This window comes from Lysinibacillus sp. FSL M8-0355 (assembly GCF_038008985.1).
Classification (GTDB): Bacteria; Bacillota; Bacilli; order Bacillales_A; family Planococcaceae; genus Lysinibacillus; species Lysinibacillus fusiformis_D.
On sequence record NZ_JBBPAI010000001.1, the window covers coordinates 1,473,641 to 1,497,717 of the forward strand.

General features: G+C 37.6%; 25 protein-coding genes. 11 read left to right on the top strand and 14 right to left on the bottom strand.

What is annotated here, in order from left to right:
• Positions 1-67: 67 nt before the first annotated feature.
• Positions 68-1,267: a helix-turn-helix domain-containing protein gene (locus MKY46_RS06975; protein WP_036127045.1), complete on the bottom strand. Its 1,200-nt coding sequence runs from the start codon at positions 1,265-1,267 to the stop codon at positions 68-70.
• Between the two features lie 165 nt (positions 1,268-1,432).
• Here MKY46_RS06975 and MKY46_RS06980 point away from each other — a divergent pair, with 165 nt between their 5' ends.
• A complete protein-coding gene (locus MKY46_RS06980) occupies positions 1,433-2,191 on the top strand; it encodes an SDR family NAD(P)-dependent oxidoreductase (protein WP_036127043.1) in 759 nt (252 codons plus the stop codon).
• A 588-nt stretch (positions 2,192-2,779) separates the two neighbouring features.
• On the opposite strand, the gene MKY46_RS06985 is transcribed toward MKY46_RS06980, so the two are convergent.
• From MKY46_RS06985 to MKY46_RS07010, 6 genes are all read right to left on the bottom strand, one after another.
• Complete coding sequence (locus MKY46_RS06985) at positions 2,780-4,441, bottom strand: methyl-accepting chemotaxis protein (protein WP_036117349.1); 1,662 nt, start codon at positions 4,439-4,441, stop codon at positions 2,780-2,782.
• The gene (locus MKY46_RS06990) at positions 4,438-5,424 is read right to left on the bottom strand and encodes a BMP family lipoprotein (RefSeq protein ID WP_036117351.1); all 987 of its coding nucleotides are present in this window, start codon (positions 5,422-5,424) and stop codon (positions 4,438-4,440) included. Before MKY46_RS06990 ends, MKY46_RS06985 begins: the two co-directional genes overlap by 4 nt.
• Positions 5,425-6,214: 790 nt before the next feature.
• Positions 6,215-7,483 (bottom strand): PTS ascorbate transporter subunit IIC, encoded by a 1,269-nt coding sequence (locus MKY46_RS06995; protein ID WP_036127027.1) that lies wholly within the window; start codon positions 7,481-7,483, stop codon positions 6,215-6,217.
• Positions 7,484-7,516: 33 nt separating this feature from the next.
• Complete coding sequence (locus tag MKY46_RS07000; protein ID WP_036127024.1) at positions 7,517-7,780, bottom strand: PTS sugar transporter subunit IIB; 264 nt, start codon at positions 7,778-7,780, stop codon at positions 7,517-7,519.
• Complete coding sequence (locus MKY46_RS07005) at positions 7,777-8,235, bottom strand: PTS sugar transporter subunit IIA (RefSeq protein ID WP_036127023.1); 459 nt, start codon at positions 8,233-8,235, stop codon at positions 7,777-7,779. The genes MKY46_RS07000 and MKY46_RS07005 overlap by 4 nt, the downstream gene beginning before the upstream one ends.
• A gap of 387 nt (positions 8,236-8,622) precedes the next feature.
• A complete protein-coding gene (locus tag MKY46_RS07010) occupies positions 8,623-8,820 on the bottom strand; it encodes a hypothetical protein (RefSeq protein ID WP_051891740.1) in 198 nt (65 codons plus the stop codon).
• Positions 8,821-8,975: 155 nt separating this feature from the next.
• On the opposite strand from MKY46_RS07010, the gene MKY46_RS07015 reads away from it, so the two are divergent.
• From MKY46_RS07015 to MKY46_RS07040, 6 genes are all read left to right on the top strand, one after another.
• The gene (locus MKY46_RS07015; protein ID WP_340833875.1) at positions 8,976-10,172 is read left to right on the top strand and encodes a hypothetical protein; all 1,197 of its coding nucleotides are present in this window, start codon (positions 8,976-8,978) and stop codon (positions 10,170-10,172) included.
• 276 nt (positions 10,173-10,448) lie between these two features.
• Positions 10,449-10,583 carry a hypothetical protein gene (locus MKY46_RS07020; protein WP_255358802.1) on the top strand — a complete coding sequence of 45 codons (135 nt, stop codon included), beginning with the start codon at positions 10,449-10,451 and terminating at the stop codon, positions 10,581-10,583.
• 191 nt (positions 10,584-10,774) lie between these two features.
• Positions 10,775-12,073, top strand: a complete 1,299-nt coding sequence (locus tag MKY46_RS07025) for a M48 family metallopeptidase (RefSeq protein WP_340835642.1) — start codon at positions 10,775-10,777, stop codon at positions 12,071-12,073.
• 87 nt (positions 12,074-12,160) lie between these two features.
• A complete protein-coding gene (locus MKY46_RS07030; RefSeq protein ID WP_340833876.1) occupies positions 12,161-12,976 on the top strand; it encodes a YitT family protein in 816 nt (271 codons plus the stop codon).
• An 86-nt stretch (positions 12,977-13,062) separates the two neighbouring features.
• Entirely contained in the window at positions 13,063-13,437 is a 375-nt protein-coding gene (locus MKY46_RS07035) for an MmcQ/YjbR family DNA-binding protein (protein WP_101966343.1), read from the top strand.
• Positions 13,438-13,495: 58 nt separating this feature from the next.
• Positions 13,496-14,038, top strand: a complete 543-nt coding sequence (locus MKY46_RS07040; protein WP_340833877.1) for a hypothetical protein — start codon at positions 13,496-13,498, stop codon at positions 14,036-14,038.
• 65 nt (positions 14,039-14,103) lie between these two features.
• Here MKY46_RS07040 and MKY46_RS07045 read toward each other — a convergent pair whose 3' ends face one another.
• The 6 genes from MKY46_RS07045 to MKY46_RS07070 form a co-directional block, all read right to left on the bottom strand.
• Positions 14,104-14,448: a GIY-YIG nuclease family protein gene (locus MKY46_RS07045; protein WP_340833878.1), complete on the bottom strand. Its 345-nt coding sequence runs from the start codon at positions 14,446-14,448 to the stop codon at positions 14,104-14,106.
• A 17-nt stretch (positions 14,449-14,465) separates the two neighbouring features.
• Positions 14,466-15,221 carry a DUF2087 domain-containing protein gene (locus MKY46_RS07050; RefSeq protein ID WP_340833879.1) on the bottom strand — a complete coding sequence of 252 codons (756 nt, stop codon included), beginning with the start codon at positions 15,219-15,221 and terminating at the stop codon, positions 14,466-14,468.
• Positions 15,222-15,355: 134 nt separating this feature from the next.
• Complete coding sequence (locus tag MKY46_RS07055; protein WP_340833880.1) at positions 15,356-16,231, bottom strand: ABC transporter permease; 876 nt, start codon at positions 16,229-16,231, stop codon at positions 15,356-15,358.
• Complete coding sequence (locus MKY46_RS07060) at positions 16,231-17,151, bottom strand: ABC transporter ATP-binding protein (RefSeq protein WP_271912709.1); 921 nt, start codon at positions 17,149-17,151, stop codon at positions 16,231-16,233. The genes MKY46_RS07055 and MKY46_RS07060 overlap by 1 nt, the downstream gene beginning before the upstream one ends.
• Before the next feature lie 5 nt (positions 17,152-17,156).
• Positions 17,157-17,561 carry a DUF3021 domain-containing protein gene (locus tag MKY46_RS07065; RefSeq protein WP_340833881.1) on the bottom strand — a complete coding sequence of 135 codons (405 nt, stop codon included), beginning with the start codon at positions 17,559-17,561 and terminating at the stop codon, positions 17,157-17,159.
• 1 nt (position 17,562) lies between these two features.
• Positions 17,563-18,012 carry a LytTR family DNA-binding domain-containing protein gene (locus MKY46_RS07070; RefSeq protein WP_340833882.1) on the bottom strand — a complete coding sequence of 150 codons (450 nt, stop codon included), beginning with the start codon at positions 18,010-18,012 and terminating at the stop codon, positions 17,563-17,565.
• 200 nt (positions 18,013-18,212) lie between these two features.
• Here MKY46_RS07070 and MKY46_RS07075 point away from each other — a divergent pair, with 200 nt between their 5' ends.
• Positions 18,213-19,241 carry an AbrB family transcriptional regulator gene (locus MKY46_RS07075; protein ID WP_340833883.1) on the top strand — a complete coding sequence of 343 codons (1,029 nt, stop codon included), beginning with the start codon at positions 18,213-18,215 and terminating at the stop codon, positions 19,239-19,241.
• 39 nt (positions 19,242-19,280) lie between these two features.
• Here MKY46_RS07075 and MKY46_RS07080 read toward each other — a convergent pair whose 3' ends face one another.
• Positions 19,281-20,975 (bottom strand): methyl-accepting chemotaxis protein, encoded by a 1,695-nt coding sequence (locus MKY46_RS07080; protein ID WP_340833884.1) that lies wholly within the window; start codon positions 20,973-20,975, stop codon positions 19,281-19,283.
• A 230-nt stretch (positions 20,976-21,205) separates the two neighbouring features.
• On the opposite strand from MKY46_RS07080, the gene MKY46_RS07085 reads away from it, so the two are divergent.
• The 3 genes from MKY46_RS07085 (at position 21,206) to MKY46_RS07095 (ending at position 24,034) form a co-directional block, all read left to right on the top strand.
• Positions 21,206-21,346, top strand: a complete 141-nt coding sequence (locus tag MKY46_RS07085; RefSeq protein WP_004232534.1) for an RAxF-45 family protein — start codon at positions 21,206-21,208, stop codon at positions 21,344-21,346.
• Positions 21,347-21,450: 104 nt separating this feature from the next.
• On the top strand, positions 21,451-23,250 hold the full coding sequence (gene abc-f / locus MKY46_RS07090; RefSeq protein ID WP_058844277.1) for a ribosomal protection-like ABC-F family protein: 1,800 nt from the start codon (positions 21,451-21,453) through the stop codon (positions 23,248-23,250).
• The gene (locus MKY46_RS07095; protein ID WP_058844278.1) at positions 23,243-24,034 is read left to right on the top strand and encodes a GNAT family N-acetyltransferase; all 792 of its coding nucleotides are present in this window, start codon (positions 23,243-23,245) and stop codon (positions 24,032-24,034) included. The genes abc-f and MKY46_RS07095 overlap by 8 nt, the downstream gene beginning before the upstream one ends.
• Positions 24,035-24,077 lie beyond the last annotated feature (43 nt).

Below are 24,077 nucleotides of genomic sequence, written 5' to 3' on the forward strand. Positions count from 1 at the left end.
CAAGTATGACTTTTACTATGTAAAAAGAAAGTAAAAGCTGGTCACGAACATTCTTTTACTTTCTTTATTATTGATGGACATCCTTATTTCTATATTGCTTAGGGGTGATACCTGTAAATTTCTTGAAAACTTTAATAAAATAGCTTTGATCTGTGAAATTAAGTAATGAACCAATGTCTAAAATGGGGTAGCTTGTATAGGTTAATAGCTTTTTTGCCTCTTCAATCCTTTGTTGCTGAATATATTCACTAAAGGAAATCCCTACTTCCTTTTTAAACAAGGAAGAAAGATAATTGGGGCTTAAGTGGCAAATTGCTGAAAGTTGATTGAGTGTTATTTCACTATATAGTTGATTTTCGATCGAATGGATGCAGGTTGTAATGGGTGCTGAATATTTGTTTTGCTTAGCTTGTGACACACGACGTGTAAAATCATAAATAGCTTCCTCCATTAACGAAAGAATGTCGATTAAGCTGCTTTGATCCTCAAGTTTTTGAATGTAAAAATCACTTAATGTAAAGGCTGTTTCTTCATTTAATCCACCTTCAATAGCAGCACGACAAATTAGTGCAATTCCTGTAATCATCAAATATTGTACACTTCTTAAATGATTGTGCTTTGAAAGCACTCCAAGTTGTGCTTGTCCGACAATGGAATAGTTCAAGACTTCGTTTAATTTCTCCATCCGCCCATTTTTCACATTGTCTAACAATATTTTTTCATAGTAAAGATTTGTATGCACACTATCTTTTCTTCTTGCATAGGAAAGTTCAAGCGCAGTATGTCCCTCATGACGAATAAGGGGCTTTAACGCGTGGTTGTGGTGAATCACAGCTGTTTTAGATATTTTTTTTTGGTAGATTGAATAATAAACAAATAAACTGATGGCTAAGCATTGCTGATAATGGAGAGTAGGAAACAAATCAGGCTCATGATAAATAGTTGATTTTATAGTGTCTTCTATTACTGGTGAAAGGGACGGCCCAACTACAAGCGCCCCTAAATATTGATTGTCTACTGTTAAGTTAATATAAAAATAATTGCATTCAGCTATAGAGAAAAAAATAGGATAGCTATTTGAAGCCGTATGATATGGGTATGTTTTTAGCTGTTCCTTTAGAGAAATATAGGATGGATTACTGGTATATTCTGCTGATGAATATTCAAAAACTACTTCTCCCGCTACATTAATATAAGAGACAGGGAGATGATGTATTTCAGAAATTAGTTGACTTATATATTGAAGATCGATAGTGGATATTTTCACGTTTCTGCACCTCCGTTCATAATGATACTATCAAAATGAAAGCAGTTTCAATTTTTATTGTATAGACAATGAGAAAGTACTATTTTGTGTAAAATAATACAATAAAAAAGAGAGAAGTAGCAATAAAATAGACAATGACTTCAAAATGTTAGGGAGGAATAGAAGATGGATCTTTTGAATAAAATTGCAGTTGTAACAGGTGCTGGAAGCGGTATTGGAAGAGCCAGCAGTTTGAAGCTTGCTAGCAATGGTGCAAAAGTGGTAGTCGTTGATTTCAACAAAGCAACAGGGGAAGAGACATTAAGCTTGATTAAAAAGCAAGGTGGAGAAGGTATCTTCGTTCAGGCAGATGTTTCGAGAAACGAAGATGTTCAAAAATATGTAAATGTTGCTGTTGATACTTATGGACGCATTGATATATTTTTCAATAATGCAGGAGTTATTCAAAAAATTTCTCCATTAACAGAGATTGAGGATGTAGAGTATGAACGTATTATGGCTATCAATGTGAAAGGTGTATTCCTTGGCTTAAAATATGTTTTAAAGGTAATGGAAGAACAAGGTAGCGGCTCTATTATTAATACGGCTTCAACAGCTGGAATTCGTAGTGAGCATAGTATGGCTGTTTACTCTGCAAGTAAGCATGCAGTAGTAGGTTTAACAAAAGCAGCTTCTTTAGAGTATGTAAAAAAGGGGATTCGAATCAACGGAATTTGTCCAGGAGGCGTAGAGACAGCATTAACAAACAGTGTAACAACTATGTTTGAAACAGGTGGCTATATTCCAGAAGAAATTCCAAATATGAGAATGGGACGCTATGCAAAACCAGAGGAACTGGCTGAAATGGTTGTTTTCCTAGCATCAGACAAAGCAAGCTATATGACAGGCTCAATCGTGGTAGTTGATGGCGGCTTAACTTTATAATAAAAAGAGGAAATCCAGTGAACATTATTCACTGGATTTCATGTTGTTGAAAAAAGGTAATGTCAACGGCATAATAAGCAATTTTGTAAGGCGAGGGGTTGATTTCCGTTCCGCCAGCGTCCTTTCCAGGGGGCGTCCGATGAGCCAGCTTCACTCACTGCGTTCGCTCCAGGGTCTCCTCTGTGACACTGGCTCCACTCCAATCAACCATTCTGCAAAAGTGTCTTTTCCTGAACAAAATAGCCCATTATTTATATTATAAGAGAGGATAGCCTCTTATTTTCAATGTGGAGAAGTGATGTGTGACAACACCCCTCCATAAAGAGTAGTAAAGACCTTTGCTAAAAAAGGCAATATTTTTGTAGGTTGGAGTGGAAGGCTACTTGCCCCCCGTGGGATAGCGAGACAGGCGAGCCTCTAAACGGAGCGGTAGCAGAGGAAGCGGCTCGGCGCTCGCCCACAGGAAAGCAAGTAGCCTGCAACGGAAATCCTTTTTCACCTTTCACATAAATTCTATGGATGGTTTTGTTTTTCAACACTAAGAAATCCAGTGAACATTCATTCACTGGATTTTGTTTGGCAAAGATATTATAAGGTGAATTTTTTCAGCTCATGCATCAATGTATCTGTCATACCTTGCAGATCGTCAATTTTAGCGCTAATTTTTTGGAAGGCAAGTAACTGATCCTGTGTCGAAGCTGAAATCTCTTCTGTACCTGCTGCTGTTTCTTCTGTAATGGCTGAAATATTTTCTATCGTACTATTCACTTGCTGGCTCATTTCATTCGTTTGAACCATTTCCTTTGTAAGGCTTTGTAAATCATGATGAATGTCTGCGATATGTGTCGCAATGACAGCAAATGATTGTTCCGTTTCTACCATTGAATGGGACTGTTCATTTGAAAGCTGATAACCTCGCTCAGCCGTAGTAAGAATATGTGAGATGCCATCCTGTATATGTGTGACCATAGAAGTAATTAAATTCGTTGCATTCTCCGTTTCAGAAGAAAGCTTTTTCACTTCCTCTGCGACAATGGCAAACCCCTTACCGGCTTCTCCAGCACGGGCAGCCTCAATGGCAGCGTTTAAAGCTAATAGATTTGTTTGGCTAGCAATAGTGTGGACAGCATTGGCCGCTCCTTCAATTTCTGAAGTGAATTGCGAAAATTGCGTAACAGCCTCTTTAATATCAAGTGATGTCGTCGAAATATCTTTTGCAATGGTTGATTGTTTTTCTAATGAATACTGACCATTTTGAACAGCCTCTAATGCCTGTTTACCATTGTTAGCGGATTGCTCACTTGTTTGCATAACCCCCTTAAATTGGTCGGTCATATTATTCATAAGGATGGCCACAGATTGAATATCTTCTGACATCGTATAGCTACCTTTTGCTAATTCGTCAGTAGAAGTGGCGATTTGATTACTGCTTTCATGAATATTTCTCATATGGCTTGTCACATCTTGTGTGAATACGTTAACATCCTTACCGATATGATCGATGGATTGTACAGTACTTTTCAAATTATTCATCATCTGTGAAAAGCTTTCCGATAGTTGATCAATCTCGTATCGACTGTTTGGTTGATAGGAGAGTGTAGAGGTATCTATAGTTAAATCTCCTGTAGCTGCCCCCTGTGCACACTCTACAATCTGATTAATCGGTTTGGTAATTCTTTTTGCTGCCACATAGGAATAAATAATCGTTGCCAAAATTAATAGCACACTGCCGATGATTGTAGTGGTTGTAATAAAACCAATTTTTTGCTTTGTCACTTGTATCATCTCTTGATACCATTCGTTCGTTTCTTTTTTGAGCAAATGCATATCGTTTAAAATACCTTTAATTCGGATAGATTGCTTTTTTATTTCAGAGCGGTTGTTTTCTTGAAAGCCGCTTTCTGTAGCTTTTTCTAGGTCATCAAATTTATCAGAAATTTTGTCGATAATCTGTTGATGGTCAGGTATTCTTGTGAGAGCAGCCAATGCTTCTAAATTGCTTTTTGTTTCTTGTAAAATAGCAAGTGCTTCATTTTTATTCGCTTCACTATCTAAATAGGTATAATTATTTAATGATTGGCTGGCCACAACCAAACTTTGCTCCAGCTCTTTCACTGCAAGCAAAAGTTTCGTGTCATCCTGTGCGGTTGTTTGGATATTAAATGTTTGAATGATAATAAAGCCAATCATAGCCATAGCCAGTACGATTGGGATGAGTGTATTCATAAATAATTTTTTACGTAATGTCACTGGCCATTCCCCTTTTCTGCAGTAACTTTTATCTTGCCCGAGATAATGGCTTCTTGTGCCTTTTCAATGGCAGCCTGTTGCTCTGATGTTAGTTGAATGACACGAATATCAGCTAGTCCCACACCTTGATCTGCTAGCCCTAATGCAAACGATTTTTGGGTAATTTTTCCGTCCTCTACTAATGTTTTAGCAAGTTGATAGACAGCAAGATCAACATTTTTTAGCATGGATGTGACAACCGTCTTTTCGGCAACAAAAAATTGATCGATATCAACACCCGCTGCATAAATCCCCATTTCCTCGGCCTTTTTAATGGCGCCGAAACCAGTAAAGCCAGCTGCATGATAAATAAAATCAACGTTATTTTTTATATATTGATCTGCTATTGTTGCACCAGCCTGCGTGTCATCAAAGGTACCCGCATATTCGCTCATAATGTCAATAGTTGGTTGTACATAACGAGCTCCTTCGATAAAGCCATTTTCAAAGTGATGAATAACAGGGGCATCTGCACCACCAATAAAGCCAATTTTCCCTGTCTTGCTTGTCATAGCAGCAACCATACCAACTAAAAAACTGCCTTCTTGTTCTTTAAAGGTAATCGAAATAATGTTGTCAACATCAGATTGCCCATCAATCAATATGAATTGTTGGTCGGGATATTGTTTCGCAGTTTTCTCTAGTGCTTCCTGTACAGAGAAACCAAGACCAATGATGATATCATATTTTTCTGCTACAAGCTCGTTCAGCTTGTCCTCATAATTACCATCAGGAGCCTCTTTGTAATCAAACAAAATGCCAAGCTCATCTCGAGCCTTTTCGAGCCCTTTAAAAGCTGAATCATTAAATGATTCATCGCCTAGTCCCGCGTCTGATAGTAAAACGCCTATCTTATATCCTTCAGTTGATGTCTCTGTCTGTGCGGATGAACAGCCTGTTAGCAATAGACCCATCAAAAGAAAAGTAATCATCAATTTCTTCAAAATGTTTGTACCTCCTGTTGTTTATAGCCTATATATCGGCAAAATGTGAATTTTTTTAGTCTGATGTCAGACTACAATGAAAATAAATTTTTATGTAGAGCATAAGAATAAATAGTCATTTCTATATACATAATAAGTTAATATTATAAACCTAGATGACTAATTAAGTAATATATTTATGAAGGTTTCTACAGCAAGCTCTGTATGCCTAATCAATAATAAAGCCTAACGCAGATAGCGTTAGGCTTTCATGTTGTTGAAAAAAGGTAATGTCAACGGCATAATAAGCAATTTTGCAAGGCGAGGGGTTGATTTCCGTTCCGCCAGCGTCCTTTCCAGGGGGCGTCCGATGAGCCGCTTCACTCACTGCGTTCGCTCCAGGGTCTCCTCTGTGACGCTAAATCCCCTAGGAGTGACGCTGGTTCCACTCCAATCAACCATTCTGCAAAAGTGTCTTTTCCTGAACAAAATAGCCCATTATTTATATTATAAGAGAGGATAGCCTCTTACTTTCAATTTGGAGAAGTGATGTGTGACAACACCCCTCCACAAAAGAGTAGTGAATACCTTCACTTTTTTATGGATTGGAGTGGAAGGCTACTTGACTCCCGTGGGAATAGCGAGACGGGCGAGCCCCTGCACGGAGGAAGCGGCTCGGCGCTCGCCCACAGGAAAGCAAGTAGCCTGCAACGGAAATCCTTTTTCACCTTTCACATAAATTCTATGGATGGTTTTGTTTTTCAACACTATGAAAGCCTAACGCAGATAGCGTTAGGCTTTACTATATGTTCTAAACAGCTCCGAATAATTTTAATAGATTAATAATAATAATGCCGATAACACCGAAATCTGAATCGCCAAAGGTTGTGCCTTCATAGCCGATGTCGCCCATAAAGATTAGGAGTATGGCTGGAATAAAGCTAATTAATAGACCATTAGCAAAGGCCCCAGACATGGCACCGATTCTGCCGCCTGTAGCATTGCCAAAGACGCCAGCTGCAGCTCCCGTGAAGAAATGGGGAACGAGGCCAGGAACAATCACTTTTAAACCAATGAAGGGGAGGATAAACATAGAGACAAGTCCTGCTAAAAAACTAAAGATGAAACCAATGATGACAGCGTTTGGTGCAAAGGGGAAAATAGTTGGGCAATCTAGTGCTGGTTTTGTGTTTGGGACAAGCTTATCAGCAATTCCTTTAAAGGCTGGAATAATTTCAGCAATTAACATACGGACACCCGCCAAAATAATATAGACACCTGCAGCGAATGTGATCGCTTGCATAATAGCGAAAATAATAAAATTAGAGCCAGCTGATAATTGTGCCTCAATATAGGAGGGGCCTGCGAAAAGGGCAACAATGACAAAGAATACGCTCATTGTTAAAGAAATAGCGACAGAGGTATCTCGTAAAAAGCCTAATGATTTTGGAACCTGTATGTCCTCAGTTGATTTCGTTTTATTACCAAAGAGCTTACCAATTTTTGCAGAAACATAGTAGCCAACACTGCCGAAGTGACCTACAGCAAAATCATCACTACCTGTTATTTGCCGAACAGTGGGTTGTAAAATGGCAGGGAACACTACCATACAAAGACCAAGAATGATAGACCCTACGATAATAAGAGGTGTACCACTCATTCCACCAACTGACAATGAAGCCGCGATTAAACAAGCCATAAATAATGTATGATGCCCAGTTAAAAAGATATACTTTAATGGCGTAAATCGCGCAAATAATAGATTCATTATCATACCAAATACCATTATCAATGCTGTAGCTGTACCAAAATTAGTCTGAGCAGCTGCCACGATGGCCTCGTTGTTGGGAATGACTCCCTGTACTTGAAAGGCATGATCAAACATTTTACTAAAATGGTCTAACGAGCCAATCAAGACAGTGGCACCAGCACCAAGAATGACAAAGCCCATAATTGTTTTGAATGTACCTGAAAGAACAGTGGAGCTAGATTTTTTTTGAATGAGTAAACCAATAAAAGCGAATAGGCCGACTAGTATAGCTGGTGTTCCTAAAATGTCATGCATGATAACATCCAACATATCAACACCTCATCCTATCCAAATTTTCCGTACTTAAAGCAAAGGTTCTAGTTTTCCTTTTATTTCCACAATACTCATCATATTGACGATGCTCACAATGGTTCCATTGTCTTTCGCTAATTCATTCACAATGTCTGCTGCCCCTAAATAAATATCTGCTTTCTCCGCCTTTGCAGATGCTAAGTCTGTATGGGTTACCTCAGCATTTTTACCCAATGCCTCTAATGCCTTTTTTACATTCCATTCTAAAATCAAGCTACTACCTAAACCATTTCCACACACGACTAAAATTTTCATCCTGGTGACTCCTTTGTCGTATATTGTTTGATTTTTTCACAAATCATGTCTGCATGCTGACAGGCAATCAGGCCTTCAATCTGGTCAGGGTCTTGTAACACTGCTGCCAAATCAGCTAACGCCTGTAGATGTGACGTATTGTCGATGGCAGCTAGCACAATTAGTAAGTAAACAGGCTGATTAGGGCTAAAAAAAACAGGCTGCTGTAACCGGAGCAAACTCATGGCAAGCTCATAAACACCATCAGATGGCCGTGCATGGGGAATGGCCACTTTTGGTGTAATGACGATGTAGGAGCCATATTGCTCAATAGATTGAATCATGGCTTCGACATAGCGTTGCTCAATTTTATTTTGCTGTACTAATGGTCTTGCAGCTAAATGAATCGCTTCTTGCCACGAATGGACAAAGTTTGCAAGCTGTATACAATCCTTTGTCAGAAGCCTAGTTAGCAAGGACAACCCTCCTTTCTTAAAAATATCCTCCCATTTCATGTTATTACGACTACCTGTGGAATTATGTCATAACAGGGGATATTTTTAATTGCTTTGCTACATCGTAAACCGACGTTTTGACAAATTCATCAAGGGTATGATCTAGATAGAAAAGCCATGTTTGTTTCAAAGATCAGCATTTTTTATGGTGCTCACAGAATCCAGCTCAATCGTATAAGTAGAAGGCTGGAAAGAGTCCATCCACTTCTCAATGAAGTGATTAGTGGAGCTAGAAGAGGTATGCAATAAAAGCTTATTTTTAAGAATATCTTCTTTGGTTCTGTCCTATTTAGTCGCTAGTTTGTGTGAAGGGCTAAATGCCAAAACAAGTGCATCTTCCCCAATTGTTTAATAATGCAGGAAGGGATTTTCCTGTTGGGTCTCTATGATAAGCACGAAATCTAATTCTTGAAGTGCTCCTTTTTTTTCAATTTCAGGTGCTGTTGTTACGTCTAATGAAATGCGGATATCTGGATAAGCTGTTGAAACTTGATGAATTAAATCTGGCATAAAAATATGGGTAGGTAAGCAGTTGCCCCAAAACATATCGTGATATACGCCTTCTCCTGCCAACGAAAGGTGTTTTGATTTTATTTGTCCCTTCAGTACGAAGACAGCTATATCGAGAAGAGATCTATTTTTATGTTACTATTTTTGAATAGTGAAGAGTGATTTTATGGTAATTAAGAGGAGGATATAATATGGTGCAAACAGTTATTTTAGAAGGATTTGAAAATCGTCAACTTATTACGACACAATCAAAAGTAGAGCCATATAATATGTATATTATGAGTAGAGATATAAGTGAAAGTTGGAGCTATTTAACTGGTTATTATGAAGGTATTGTTCGCTATAATTATCAACTTAATCAAGTTGATCAATTGCTAATTCCGAATGGATTTCAGTTATCAAGTAATTCTTTTTATAATGAATATTTTTATTGCAGCAGATTGATGTGGGAAGGAAAAACTGCAAATTTAATATTAAACCAAATTGATTGCAAAAACCTAATTTTAAAAGATTCAATAACATTAAAAATAGAGGATAATAGTTCCAATCCTGAGAATTCTTCTTTATCTGAAACAGAGCTGTATGGCTTGGGAGAAAGATATTTAGTTGTATGTGTACCACAGATAGAATCGCAAAAATTTACTAGGCACTCAAATTGTATTCTCGTAGATTTTTTAGAAAATAAGTATTACTCAATACCTGAAAAAATAGGACAGGATGATACCTTTTTAAATGTTAATAACATAAAAGTAATTGATAAAAAAAATAAAAAATTCGTTTATTTTACAACTGGCTCATTATCCTACAGTAATAAAAAAAATGCATGGAATCATAGGGAAAAGGAAAATTCAAATTTTACTGAGAGCATTGTAATCATTGACTATAATTTATTTATAGAACAAATAAAAAATGATTTGCCAATTTCAGAGACTTGTATAGTAGGTCAATGTGATAATAGTGAAAGCTTTGTATTGGAAAATAATAAAAACGAATGTGTTTATTGGTATAAACATAATCTTAGAGATGAAACATATATTTTGAAAATGTTTAATCCATTCAGTGAAAATTATCTAGAAAAAATTATTGATGGGAAGTATGATGTCATCTATTTCTTTAATGATGATTTATATGGAGTAAAAGAAAACGAACATACACAAGTATTATATGATGCCAGTAATAATAAGGAGTTATATACAATAGGAAATTCAAGTTATTTCTATTATGGAAACAAAGAATGGGTTGTTTTCTTTAAAACTCCAACTAATAGTTTTAATATGAAATGGATTGTTCATGATTTAATTCATAACAAAGAAGTTGCTTCAATGGAAAGCCCTCATCCAACAGTAGATTATATTAAAGAAAATAATACGATTATATTTATAAAATAATTGCCTCTCCTCTTTTTGCTTGGGGTATGGTAGCAGGGAGTACGAAGGGAGCCTATCATACTTTTGTCTCTTACGATACGGTTGATGCGAGTGTTGCCCAAAAATTGATTCTCGAAAATTCGGCAAAGAAATTGTAAATTGGCATTCAGAAGCATGGTATAAAAATACGTTAGCTCAGGTAGTAGAATATGGATCTGCTAATGCCATAACTTATAAAGAAGCTTTCTAGGGCAAGAAGCAGATATTGAGGTGTGGCAGTACAAAGGAGACATTATGGTGGAGCTTTCTACAAAAGCAGATAATGCCAACCAAGCGGCTGTTATCGAAAAGCAATGGTATGAGCAGCTATTATCTGCAGGCTACTTAAGTATAGATCAGCGTGGAAAAACCGCATTTGTCATGAATAAATAAGTAAGAACATAATAAATTCGCAGCATTTTGAAACAATGAGAAAGATTTTGTATGCTCATTGATAGAATTGAGGCGAATTTTTCCTTTGTGAACAGAGATATTAAAAAAGTAGGTCTATGTTGTTCTAACTTTGATATTTTGGCTTACACTTACTATAGGACGAACTTTGGATGATATGAGGGGGAATTAACATAGCTAAGAAAATGGGCATTGTTACGCTGCTATTATTCGGTGTTTACGTGCTTTGTATGTACTGGTATATATTCCATAGCGGCGGAGGAAAAATACCTAGCGCCTTACAAGGAACGGTGGCAGATCCAGTAATGTTTATGTCTGGTAAGGAACTTTTTTTAAGTGGTGAATATTCAAAAATACGGAATTTTTTATTCTTTGTAGCGACTCCTTTGGAATGGCTTATTTACTTTTTGATTTTATTATTGGGCATCTCCCGTTATTTTGAAAAAGTGACGACCTCCCAAACGAAGTGGAAGCTATTGCAAAATGCAGGCTACCTATTCCTGCTATCCCTATTGCTCTATATTGTTTTATTCCCGCTTGATTATTATCGCTATTACCTCAGCAAAAGCTATGGCATCAGTACGCAAGCATTTGCGTCTTGGATGAAAGATGGTGTTATTGATTTCTGGGTGAACTTTGGGATGAGCTTCATCATTGTGACGGTTATTTATTGGCTCATTAAAAAGAGCGAGAAACGGTGGTGGCTTTACGCTTGGCTATTAACCATCCCCTTTACAATCTTTGTGATGTTCATCCAGCCAGTTGTCATTGATCCTTTGTACAATGATTTTTATCCGTTAAAAAATAAAGAGCTGGAAACGAAGATACTCTCAATTGCTGAGCAGGCGAGTATACCAGCAGAGCATGTTTATGAGGTCAATATGGCACAAAAGACCAACTCCTTAAATGCTTATGTGACAGGGATTGGTAGCAATTCGAGAATTGTACTGTGGGATACCACATTAAATAGACTGACGGACAATGAAATTTTATTTATCATGGCACATGAGATGGGCCATTATGTAGAAAAGCATATTTATTTTGGCATTGCAGGTTATTTATTGCTTACGTTGGTGGGGTTATGGTTTACAGCGAAGGTTATGCGACGTTTGGTTGGACGCTATGGACAGGTACTGAAAATCAATAAAGTTGGCAACATTAGCTCATATCCATTATTTTTGCTCATTACCTCTATATTGTTATTTGCCTCTAATCCAGTGTCGAACTTCATCTCAAGATATCAGGAGACAAGAGCAGATCAGTATGCAATTAACCTCATGAATGATCGCGAAGCGGCCGTAACAGCTTTTCAAAAACTAACGATTTCAGGATTAAGTGAGGTCAACCCTCCGCTTCTTGTTAAATGGTTCCGCTATACACATCCGCCGATGCTAGAGCGTATTTACAAGGTGGCCGATACAGGTGATCACAAACAGACTGCCCCTTTAAAGGAAGAACAGAAGAAAAAGTAGGAATATAGGTTTTTCATCGGCAGAAATTGGGTAATCTATGAGAAAGATATATCAAAATTTGGTCGTTGATTGATAGGGGATATCGTTATGCGTAATGTGATTATAATTACTCTTTCTTCCATTTTAGTGGCCTTTACCTATAATTATTTATTAATTCCCCATGAAATCTTGAGTGGTGGATTGAGTGGTATCGCCATCATGCTTGGCATTATTACCCCTTGGAATACAGGGGTATTAAATTTACTGCTTAATTTGCCTTTACTGATTTTAGGTGTGATGAAGCTTGGTAAGCGATTTATCAGCTATACGATTCTTTCTGTAGCCGTTTTGTCCGTGAGTTTATATGTTATTCCAATTCACAAGGCAACACAAGATCCTATCCTTGCATCCCTATTTGGAGGAGTTATTGTAGGCTTTGCGATGGGTATGATTTTTCGTGCAGCAGGCTCCTCTGGGGGCTTTGATATTATTGCCATGCTACTAAGTCGTAAACGAGATTTTCCACTCGGTACATTAATTGCTGCTATGAATGGTGTTGTAGTGGCAGCTTCTGGCTTTGTCTTTAGCTGGGACGCGGCATTATTAACGCTTGTTTCCATTTATGCAACGGGAAAAGTGGTAGATACGATTCATACAAGCCATATTAAATTAACGTTGATGATTATTACGAGTAAAGGGGAAGAAGTCAAGCAGCAGCTGTTGCAAAAACTTCATCGTGGTGTAACGATTATCGATGCGAAGGGAGCTTACTCTGGTGAAGGACGAAAAGTGTTAATCACTGTCATTACGCGTTATCAACTCGCGGATGTAAAAAGTACGATTAAGGAAACCGATCCAAAGTCGTTTGTGAATATCCTACAGACAACAGAGGTTATGGGCATGTTTGATCGAAGTACGAACTAAATAAGGCTAGTCCCTACACACGTTTTAGGTTATACTAACCATAATCGAACGTGTGTTTTATTTTGTGTCGAAAGGGGAAGAAATAGATGGAAAAAGAAATGATTCATGCTCATTGTCTACAACTACAGGGAACGATTTATGACTATAAGGAGGAATGGCAAGCAGACCGCTATCATATTGGTGGGAAAATGTATGCCATGATTGGGGGAAATGCTACAGGTAAGCCTGTATTAACGTTAAAATGCGAGCCTGCACGAGCAGAGGAATTACGAGAATCCTTTGTCAGTATTATACCTGGCTACTATATGAATAAAACGCATTGGAACTCCATTTATATGGATGCTGAAGATGTCCCGATGGATTTGGTAGAAAAGCTTATCCAACATTCCTATGAGCTTGTTTTCAGTAAATTAACGAAAAAAGCACAGCAGGAAATTCAGTTGTTAGAAGTGACAAAATAAACAAAGAAAGTTAAACTGTCTCAACCCAACTGAAAATGCTATAGGGTGGAGAAAATAGATGAGAAAATTATTGTTATTAGCAATAGTCACTTTAAGTGCCTTATTATTGTTAGGAGGCTATCGTTTAACTGCATTAAGCGCTGCAAAAGCCAATTTTTTTATGACACCTGAGTATAAGAATGTTGAAAAGATTCAAGAAGGACACGATATTTTTTATTTGTTTAAGCGTAATAAAAAAGAAATCTATCAAACTGTTTTGGTACAAAAAAACGCATTTCTATATAAAAGGGTTTATGCTACGGGTATCTCCTCCACGAATGATTCATTAGAGACAATAGGAGGCATGAGCTATCATTTGCATCATGAAGGAACTTTGTTTGTTGTATTATCTCATGATGAAAATGTTTCCTATATAACAATTAACTCAAAGAAAGGAATTATCAAAAAATCCATTGAACATAGTAAACTAGTTTCGTTTTATATACCTTATGCGCAGCAAATTGATTTATTGGAAGCTGTTGCTTATGATAAGAACGATCGCCCCATCTATTATTATGGCTATGATGATGATAATTTAAGATGGAATCGTGTGGATGAATAAAAAATAGCTGAGGACACAGTTAAATTTTCATTTGCTTGTTTACTCAGCTAACTATTGGATAAATACTAAGAATTATAACCGCGCTCACCATAAGGTATTAGCGTGTTAAGCCATTTTTGCTCTAGCTTTTCAAGCTCTTTTTTAGCATCGAAATAGCCCTCTTCCTTCTTCTTTAAATATTCAACGATTTTCACCTCAAAAGCATCTTGACCAAATGAATTGTAATCTGCTTGAAGCTCCTTATTCGTATGTGTATTGGTTTTAAGCATAAACTGAAAACCATTTAAACGTTTTAAATTATTAAAGCTCCCCACAAACACTTTCCCAGTTTCTGTATTAGTCATCGTAAAAACGCCCGCTTCAATTTTCATGTCCTTATACATCTCTTTTAACTCTTTTTTATGATCCATTTCAAAAACCTGCTTTCTTATTTTTTAACCCAGTAAGCACTACCGTCAGCTTTGCGGTCCAAAAAACCGTATTCAATTAAGTAGCGACGTATATGAACGTAGTCTTCATACATCGGTTTGATGATTTCATTTAATTCTTTTTCTGTATATTGTTTTTCTTTGTCAAAAAGCATTGTAATGGCACGAAGTACTACAATTTTTTGTTTTTCACGCTTAGGAAAACGAACTAGCTCCTTACCAACACCATGTGGAAATAATTTCGCCAATAATTGCTGTTCTTCTGAGAGAGTGACATTATAGCGATCGTCAACCATTGTAGCTGTTTTATGAATAGACACAAATGGTTCCTCCTTCCGATCTTGTTCCTTCAATAATTCCATCATGACCAACAATGTTTTCGCTTGGCGTTCCTTTTCCTTTAAAGCAAAACGATGGTGGCGAATGGTCGTGGCACTACCAATCTCTAATTCCTCTTTTATTTCCTGATCTGATCTACCTTCATAAAATAAGCGTAAAATATGGCTTTGATGTTCTGTTAAGCCTGTCATTTTTTTATTGAGACCGTTTAAATAGTGAAAAACAGATTGATGTGTCATTGTCATATGCTGCTGCATCATTTTTTCGGCTTCGTACAATAAGCCTTCATAAGGATAAATAATCCCTTTCTCTACTTTTTCACCGCATAGAAGGCAGGTAAAATGTGTTCCCTCATTGGTATAACCCTTTTTGAGATCATCGATAGGAGCTTGCCAAAATAGTTCATTTACATCCATAGGGGAGTCCTCCGTAAATACAAACGATATTTATTTTTGTTTATTAATTTATATTTAAAATAACAAATTGTTTGTTTGAATGCAATAAAAAACACATCGTTTCCTAAACGATGTGTAAATCTGTTGGCTAAAATTTATTTATATTTTCTTTTAAATAACATCATAGATGCTAGCGCAAGTATGACGATTGTACAAACGATAATGATGAGGCTAGTCGAAGTATTGAGTATTTTTCCATGAAGCTCATAGACAATGCCATAATTGATTTTATAGTCTTCCACATAGGAAGCAGGCACACCTTCAAAAACATCGCCAATAGAGCTATCCATAAATGCATTGCGTAACAGTAATGTTGTATGACTAATGGGGAAATACATGATTAAATTTTGAGCAAAGCCTGGTAGAGCACCAAGAGGTACATAGACACCACATAAAAAGCCGAGTACTGTTCCGACGATTGTGCCGAGTGTTGAAAAAGCGTTTTGCGTGGACACAAATAATGACAGAAATAAATTAAAGACACTTGCTAGCAGGACAGATAAAAACAAAATGCCGAGTACATGAACAAAATCCCCAAAGCTTAGGAGCTTACCACCTGTTGCTACAAGAAAGATTTCACAGCCGATGAGTGCGATAAAGGAAAAAATACTGCCGATGATAAACGCATTGATGACATAGCTTAGCTGAATCGTTGAACGGGAAAGGGGCGCTGTTAAAAAATCTGCTTGTGCTTTTGACTCCTGATCCTTAACGGCAATGCCATATGCACCGAGTGTAGTAGAAACAGCAATCATGGACAGTAATCCTGCTACAAGCCATTCATTGACCATCGTAATTAATTCTGGTGTTGCTTCTGTTAGTCGTTCAATGGCATCTACCTGCATTTTTTGGAGAAAGACAGCGTACAGCACAATGACAATAATGACTGACAGTAGGGAGAAGAATACCTGCGTTTTATCTCTTCTAAATACTTTATTATTCCGCTGAACTAGACTAATTAATGCTTCCACTACGCGATCTCCTCCTCTGCCATAATATGAAGAAAGACATCATCCATCGATCCTTTAATGACCTCAAAGGAAGCAATGAGTTTCTCTGCTTGTTTTAATAGGGTCAGCGCATGTAGGGTAGAGGATAAACGAATAGTATATATCCCTTGTTTCTCTGTATAAGAGAGCGCATTTTCCTCTAGCCACCTTACACCTTTCAATGGATTGTGAAAAACGAGAGCCATTGAATCATAGGCATATTTTGTTTTCAGCGCATCGGGTGTACCCTGCGCGACAATTGTCCCTTGCTTTAAGACAAGGACTTGATGGGCTACTGCTGCTTCCTCCATATAATGAGTTGTTAAAAAAACGGTCATATTAGTTTCCTGTTGAAGCTGCTTGATAGCCTGCCAAACGAATTGTCGTGTTTGTGGATCTAAACCCGTTGTAGGCTCATCTAGAAATAAAATACTAGGGCGATGAATAAGTGCACGAGCGATATCTGCTCGTCTTTTTTGTCCACCAGATAATGTTCCGTATTTTTGCTTTTCAATATCATCTAAATGCAAATAGGTGGAGACAAATTGGTAGTTTTCTGTGAGCTGTGTTTTTGATAAACCATATGTTTGACCACGATGCAGGATATTTTCGCGCACAGTTAATCGTTCATCTAATATACTTTGCTGGAAAACGACACCGATGGACTTGCGAATATCCCCATTATCATTGCTTGCGTCAAGAGTGAAACCATTAATGGTTACTTGACCGCTTGATTTTTTTAATAATGTACAAAGTATTTCAATGGTAGTAGATTTACCAGCACCATTTGCCCCTAAAAAAGCAAATAGAGTGCCTTGTTCAACTGTAAAAGAAATGCCTTTGACAGCTTGCTGTTCGCCATAGTGTTTACATAAATTCTCAACTTCTATTGCAATGGTCATCTTTGTTAATCCTTTCTTTTTTGAATTTCTCGATTCATTTTTTCAATATCCCTTATTTGAAAAACATATATAATACACCAAACAATGGAATAAATGATGGCTTCCGATAGCAGCACATATGTCACACCTGAATGCTCAAACCAATTCCCGAAATAGCCTGCCGTTAATACACATGCTGTGACAGCGATTAAATGTAAAAGTAGCTGAACCGTAAAAGGTATTGGCTCGATATCAAAAATGGCGGAAAATAGTCCAATCGCAATACCAAGAAGGGTAGCAATGATAATCTCCTCCAGTAATTCTGCTCCTGACATAACCGCATTGTTTGAAAGGACGCTTAATGTGACTAAGATGTAAGAAGAGCTAAGGGAAATGAGTAGTCCAATAATCATCATGCGTAAATACTTCATGCTATAGATCCCTCCCAATACCTAAATGTCGCTTTAATTCTTTTAAGTATTTTCGACTGACATGAATGGCTACTTCATTTTCGAGTAATAGTTGTGTAGTGCCGATTTTGCCCATTTGAATAGAGGCGATTTTATGGATATTGACAAGTGTAGATTTGCTCACGCGTACAAAATCTTTGGCTAGCTGTGCCTCTAGCTCATATAATTTTCGCTTTGACTCAAACTCTTGCTCATCCGTTTGCAAAAATACTTTGGCACCCTCCGCGTAAATGGAATAAATATCAGAAATTTTTAATAGATGAATTTCTTGTTGGAAATACCCGTCTAGCATCGTCGTTTGGGATGCTTGAAGCTGCTTCATCAATCTTTCAATTTGCTCATTATATTCCTTGGCATGAATATGAACCTCTGTTTCTTCAAGTTCATGATGGATGGTTAAATGAATTTTCATAGGAGGCCTCCTTTTAAAACACTGAATCAGGTATTACTAATGTAGCATAGAAAATTTTAACAAGGATAAAATCTTCGATAAGAGGTTTTATTTTATAGATAACGGGTTCTTTTTAAGCGATACAGTTCACAAGTCGGCCCGGTAGAAAAAAAGATGCTTAAACGTCATAATAGGCTTATCGAGTTGAAGGGGTTGCTACCATGTTTGTTTTTGATAAGCATATGTTCATCACATTATGCATTGGTTTAATAGGTGCTGTGATTTTTCAATTTTTACATATACCGATGCCTTGGTTGCTAGGTGCGATTACAGCGGTGCTCATCGTGCAGCTGTCAACCAACGTGCAATTGAAATGGCATCATTCTTTTCGTAATATTGGTTTAATCGTAGCGGGGTACTCCATTGGCTATGCTTTTACACCAGAGGCTGTTCAGGATATTAAGCTTTTTTTAGGGAGCATGGTCATTTTAAATATATTATTTATTTTGCTATTTTTCGCTGTTAGTTTTCTTGTAGCAAAGCGCACCGATTTGGATTTTGCGACTGCCTTGACGTGCTGTGTCCCTGGTGGCATGTCACAGGTTGTGGCATTTGCTGAAGAACAAGAGGAGATGGATATGGTAGTTATTACGTTCTTTCAAATCCTTCGTGTCCTTTTAATCGTCGGCTTTGTTCCTTTAATGGTAGCAGGCGCTGGTAGTAGCAGTTCTATGATTGATGGAATGTATACATGGAATCTTGTTGGTATACTTATGGTATGTGGTGTAGCAGGGTGGCTAGCTCAAAAGTTAAAAATTCCAACAGGCTATATGCTTGGACCAGTGTTTTTACTAATGGGTATTAATATGGCAGGGGTAGAGGTACCCAAGCTACCATTATCATTACTGCATATTGCTCAACTCATGCTAGGAATTTATATCGGCTTATTGTTGAAAAAAGAGGATCTCCATTTATCGAAGAAGCATATTTTTTATGCGTTTGTCTCAGCAGGTATTTTTATAGGAGCAGCTTATGGTCTAACATTTGTGATGACAGTGTTGTACAGTCTCGACTTTAGGACAGGCTTTTTAAGCATTGTACCTGGGGGACTTGATCAAATGGGAATTATCGCCGCTTCTGTACATGCAAACGTGGCAATCGTGACGGCTTTTCAGCTATTCCGTGTACTAGTGGTCTCGATCTTCCTTGTGCCCGTGGTAAAAATGTTTGTGAAAAAAGTGAAAACATGAGGGGATAGTAGTACACTAAACCCTCATGTTTTCTTTTATTTAATATTTAAATTGATGAATCAAATCCTGTAATGTTTCAGCGTTTCTCGTTAGCTGTGACGCAGCATCATTAATATCATCCATTGATAATAGATTGGTTTCCGCAATCTGAGTAACGACTTTTGATTGCTCACGAGCATCTATGGCAATTTCGGCCATAATTTGTGTGGAAGCATTGGCTTGTTCAATTCTTGCATATAACTCCTCTGCAATTCCTGAAACCTCTTGAATCTTATTCGTTACAAGCGACACTTTGGTTGTAATTTCTTCAAAGGCTTTACTTGTCGTGTGAACCACCTCGGCACTTGTTGTGGCTTCTTGCTTACTTTGCTGCATGTGAACGCGGGCTTCCTTAGAAAGCTGTTGCATAGTATGGATTGTGTCTGTAATTTCTGCTGCAGAAGTTTTGGATTGTTCAGCAAGTTTACGAACCTCTTCTGCAACGACAGCAAAGCCTTTGCCATGTTCACCAGCGCGTGCTGCTTCAATGGATGCATTGAGTGCTAGTAAATTCGTTTGCTCAGCAATCGCATGAATAACTTCCACAATTTCATCAATTTTATTAGCATGTGTGTCAAGGGCTGCAATGGAATTAGCACTTTCTTGAACAGCCTCTGACATCCTGCGCATTTGAAGCTGCATATCTTGTGCCGCTTCTTCTCCATGTTTAGCTGTATCCCAAGCCTCGGATGCATAGGAGGATACTTCACCATTTGTTTCCGTAACGAGCTGAATCCCTCCAGCAATATCTTGCATTGCTTCAGCATTCTCATGAGCACTATGCTTTTGTGTACTCGCACCACTCGCTAATTCTTGCATATTAGCTGTTAATTTTTCTGTCGTTGCCGTAGTTGATCCCGCAGTGGCAGACAATTCCAAAGAGGATGCGGATACCTGATTGGCTGTTTCATCTACTTGTTGCATCATGCTTCGTAAGGTGGTAAGCATGGCATTAAAGGATTTTGCGACTTGGCCAATTTCATCTTGCGAGTTCACCACAATTTGCTGAGTTAAATCGCCTTTCCCAGCTGAAATGGTTTCTAGCTGGTGATTTAATTGTTTCAAAGGTTTGACAATACCTCGTACGAAGAGCATGCCTGCAAGCACAGCAATGATAGCAGAAATCACAGCTATAATGCCCGTTTTTAGCAACATTTTTTGAGCTACTACATCAATGTCAGAAGAAGGTACGCCAGCGAAAATCATGCCAATAATTTCTCCATTTTTAGTTTTTATGGGCTTATATTTTGTAAAGTAGGGTTTGCCCACAACTTCAGCTGTACCAGAATATATTTTCCCTTTTGTTAAAACTGTGTCCGCTACTTTTGGATCGACAGTTGTGCCAATAGCACGTTGACCGTCAATGACAATATTTGTGTTAATACGTGTTTCTCCAGAAAAAATCGTAATCGCAGCCTGTGATAATTCTCCTAATGTATCAATAAGAGCTGTTTCCTTTGCGATGTTGACGTTTCCTTTGTACAGTTCCCCGTTTTTTATTTGCCAATCACCTGGGTGTGTTTGATCAAGATTATGTATACTTACATCTAAAATTTGATTGAGCCTTGTTTGGTACTCATTTTCTAAAGTTTTTTTCATTTCGCTTGTATTCATGAGACCGATGGCAATTAGCACAAACCCAATGATAACTACAATTAATAAGCTCATTTTACTTTGCATTCCTAGCTTTTTCATTAAATGTCCCTCCACATTTTTAGCTACATCATAAAACATGCATGAAAAACCATTACCAATAACCTAAATATTGAAATTAATTGGTAAATAATTTCTATTTTATATTAGTATATAACTAGAATGTCTATTTGTATATTTATAAAATTTAATGATTAGTGAATTTTTTCCTTTCCAAATAATCTGACTAATGTTATGATACCTATAACTATTATGAACGGAGGTGAAAAGGAATGAATAAAAACGCTACGAAAACATGTGTAAAAGTGGATACAGCTATGTATTTTGCACGTGTGATTACTTTCGATTTTGCGAACAACGGGATAGGTCTGTCCATTTTTAAGCAAAATCAAATAACAAACGTAGCGAATTAACCATTCTTTTTCACACATTTATATGAGAAGAAGACTGCTTGTTAAGGAGCAGTCTTTTTTGTGTTCTAAAGATGTTTTCGCACGTTTCATTGGAGGAAAAAACGATGCAAATGAAAGCTGAACAACTACAAAAAATTATGGGTGGCAATATAGTATTCGAAAATTTACAGCTAGAGGTAAATAGTGGCGAACATGTGGCGATTGTCGGTGTGAACGGCAGTGGTAAAACGACTCTCCTACAGCTACTTGCAGGTGTAGAAATACCTGAAAAGGGGCGAATTATTAAAAGTAAGGAAGCGACGATTGGCTATTTACATCAAATTCCCCACTATCCACAACATGCTGTGAAAGAAGTGCTGGAGGAGGCACTTTCGGATATTTATGCAATGAAAGCAAGAATGACAGCACTTGAGCAAGAAATGCAGTCAACGGTAACGGATAAAATATTATTGCAATACGGGCAAGTGCAGGAGCAGTTTATGTTGCTGGGGGGCTATGAAGTAGACACCCAGTTAGCCATGATCGCAAATGGACTAGGTATTACGGATATGCTAGAACAGCCATTTCACAGTTTAAGTGGCGGAGAAAAAACAAAGGTAATGCTTGGGCAAATTTTATTGAAAAAGCCTTCTATTTTGTTATTAGATGAACCAACGAACCATCTTGATATGCAGGCAATTGAGTGGCTTGAAAACTATGTACGAAACTTTGAGGGCATTGTCATTGTCGTCTCTCATGACCGGCATTTTATGAATCAAGTAGCGCAAAAGATTATCGAAATTGAGGATGGAGAGGCTTTTACGTATAACGGCGATTATGATGCTTTTATAGCACAAAAAGAAGCAAAGGTTGAACAACAGTTTGCAAATTATGAGGAGCAACAAAAGAAAATTAAAAAAATGCAAGAAACGATTAAACGTTTAAAGCAGTGGGCGAATGAAGCGAACCCGCCAAATGCGTCTATGCATAGACGTGCTAAGAGTATGGAAAAAGCACTGGCACGTATCGAGCGAGTAAAGAAGCCAATCACCAAAAAGAAAATGAATTTAGCGCTAACAATGGCTGAGCGTAGTGGCAAAGAGGTAGTGCTATTAGAAGGGGTTCATCATGGATATGATAAACCTTTATTGAAGGACAGCAACCTCGCTGTTTATTTTGGGGAAAGGTTGGCGATTGTTGGGAACAACGGTAGTGGAAAGTCAACGTTATTAAAAATGTTGCTAGGGGAAATCATTCCGAAGCGTGGAATCTGTTATGTTGGTAGCAATGTGAAATTTGGCTATCTCTCACAGCAATTTGAACATCAAAATCCTTCTATCCGATTAATTGATGCCTTTCGTGAAAATGTTGCAGTGTCAGAGGCTGAAGCCCGGCATATTCTCGCACGATTTTTATTCTATGGCTATGATGTCTTTAAAAAAGTGAAGGACTTAAGTGGTGGAGAAAAAATGCGTCTACGTTTGGCACAACTAATGCATGAGGATATTAATGTACTAATCCTAGATGAACCGACCAACCATTTAGATATTGAAGCAAGAGAAGTTTTGGAAGAGACACTAGAATCCTTTGAAGGCACAATCATCGGTGTGTCCCATGACCGCTATTTCTTACAGAAAATTTTCGCGAAAACAGCATGGATAGATAATCAAACAATTCAGGTTTTTGAGGGAGATTATGAGTGGGCTAAACAAAAAAGACAGGAATTCACAAAGAAAACGATTGAAAAACAACCAGCAAATAAAACACAGCCACCTAAAAAAGAACTACTGATTGAACAACAAATTGAAAAATTAGAGATAAAACTACAACAACCATCGCTTGCTAAAGAACAACGGCAGAAGCTTGAAATACAATTAGAACATTTATATGAAAGATGGTTAGAGGGGGGCGCAGAGCATGTTTAATTTAGAACGCATTATGCAGCTAGATATAGAGTATGTGAAGAGTTTCAGTGAAGTGGAGATTTGTAAGGAGGGGGTCTTATTTTACAATCAGTCTATTCCAACCTATTATGATGCAAATCATGCACAGATTTGGAGAAAGATTGAACAGCCAGATGCGTTTTTACAAGCTATCAAAGCGTTTTATCAATCAAAATCTCTGATTCCACGGATTTATTTATATAATCTTGAAGAAAATCAGTTATGTATGAAAGCATTAGAATCACATGGCTTTCAATATGAGCATTTTGTCAACGAAATTCAGTACTGGAACGGTGAATATGCGATACTTCCACCTAATCCTGCCATTCAAATTGAGCGTGTAACGGATGCAAATATGGAGGAAGCATTAGCAGTAGAAATGAGCATTGCTGCATTTGGAGAGCCTTCATTAATAAAAAAGGCATTTGAGCAAACCTATCATTCGTCACATTTTACGTATTATCTATTAAGACTAGATGGGGTGGCGTGCTGCTCGGCAAATATTTTTGTGTCAGGAAATCAAGGAAGGATCGAAAGTGTTGCAACAACTGAAAACTATCGTGGTCGAGGTTTAATCGGCTATATGCTGCAACATATCCAACAGCAATCAGTAAAACAGGCATTAGAGCATCTTTGGATATTACCGATTAGTGAGCAGGTTGCCAACGTCTATGACAAGGCAAATTTTAAATCGGTGGGCTCCATTGCATCAATTCATGCGTTTACTGAGGGGAAGAGCATTCAAGACATTCGCCAACAGGCTTAAATAGATACACATAAAGATTGCCAAATTCCTGTAGTGCTTACAA

Excerpts from the sequence above, each read along its gene's own strand:
- MKY46_RS06980 (WP_036127043.1), top strand. The coding sequence starts at position 1,433 with ATGGATCTTTTGAATAAAATTGCAGTTGTAACAGGTGCTGGAAGCGGT.
- MKY46_RS06995 (WP_036127027.1), bottom strand. The coding sequence starts at position 7,483 with ATGTTGGATGTTATCATGCATGACATTTTAGGAACACCAGCTATACTA.
- MKY46_RS07000 (WP_036127024.1), bottom strand. The coding sequence starts at position 7,780 with ATGAAAATTTTAGTCGTGTGTGGAAATGGTTTAGGTAGTAGCTTGATT.
- MKY46_RS07010 (WP_051891740.1), bottom strand. The coding sequence starts at position 8,820 with ATGTTTTGGGGCAACTGCTTACCTACCCATATTTTTATGCCAGATTTA.
- MKY46_RS07015 (WP_340833875.1), top strand. The coding sequence starts at position 8,976 with ATGGTGCAAACAGTTATTTTAGAAGGATTTGAAAATCGTCAACTTATT.
- MKY46_RS07030 (WP_340833876.1), top strand. The coding sequence starts at position 12,161 with ATGCGTAATGTGATTATAATTACTCTTTCTTCCATTTTAGTGGCCTTT.
- MKY46_RS07035 (WP_101966343.1), top strand. The coding sequence starts at position 13,063 with ATGGAAAAAGAAATGATTCATGCTCATTGTCTACAACTACAGGGAACG.
- MKY46_RS07040 (WP_340833877.1), top strand. The coding sequence starts at position 13,496 with ATGAGAAAATTATTGTTATTAGCAATAGTCACTTTAAGTGCCTTATTA.
- MKY46_RS07045 (WP_340833878.1), bottom strand. The coding sequence starts at position 14,448 with ATGGATCATAAAAAAGAGTTAAAAGAGATGTATAAGGACATGAAAATT.
- MKY46_RS07050 (WP_340833879.1), bottom strand. The coding sequence starts at position 15,221 with ATGGATGTAAATGAACTATTTTGGCAAGCTCCTATCGATGATCTCAAA.
- MKY46_RS07060 (WP_271912709.1), bottom strand. The coding sequence starts at position 17,151 with ATGACCATTGCAATAGAAGTTGAGAATTTATGTAAACACTATGGCGAA.
- MKY46_RS07065 (WP_340833881.1), bottom strand. The coding sequence starts at position 17,561 with ATGAAGTATTTACGCATGATGATTATTGGACTACTCATTTCCCTTAGC.
- MKY46_RS07070 (WP_340833882.1), bottom strand. The coding sequence starts at position 18,012 with ATGAAAATTCATTTAACCATCCATCATGAACTTGAAGAAACAGAGGTT.
- MKY46_RS07075 (WP_340833883.1), top strand. The coding sequence starts at position 18,213 with ATGTTTGTTTTTGATAAGCATATGTTCATCACATTATGCATTGGTTTA.
- MKY46_RS07080 (WP_340833884.1), bottom strand. The coding sequence starts at position 20,975 with ATGAAAAAGCTAGGAATGCAAAGTAAAATGAGCTTATTAATTGTAGTT.
- MKY46_RS07085 (WP_004232534.1), top strand. The coding sequence starts at position 21,206 with ATGAATAAAAACGCTACGAAAACATGTGTAAAAGTGGATACAGCTATG.
- abc-f (WP_058844277.1), top strand. The coding sequence starts at position 21,451 with ATGCAAATGAAAGCTGAACAACTACAAAAAATTATGGGTGGCAATATA.
- MKY46_RS07095 (WP_058844278.1), top strand. The coding sequence starts at position 23,243 with ATGTTTAATTTAGAACGCATTATGCAGCTAGATATAGAGTATGTGAAG.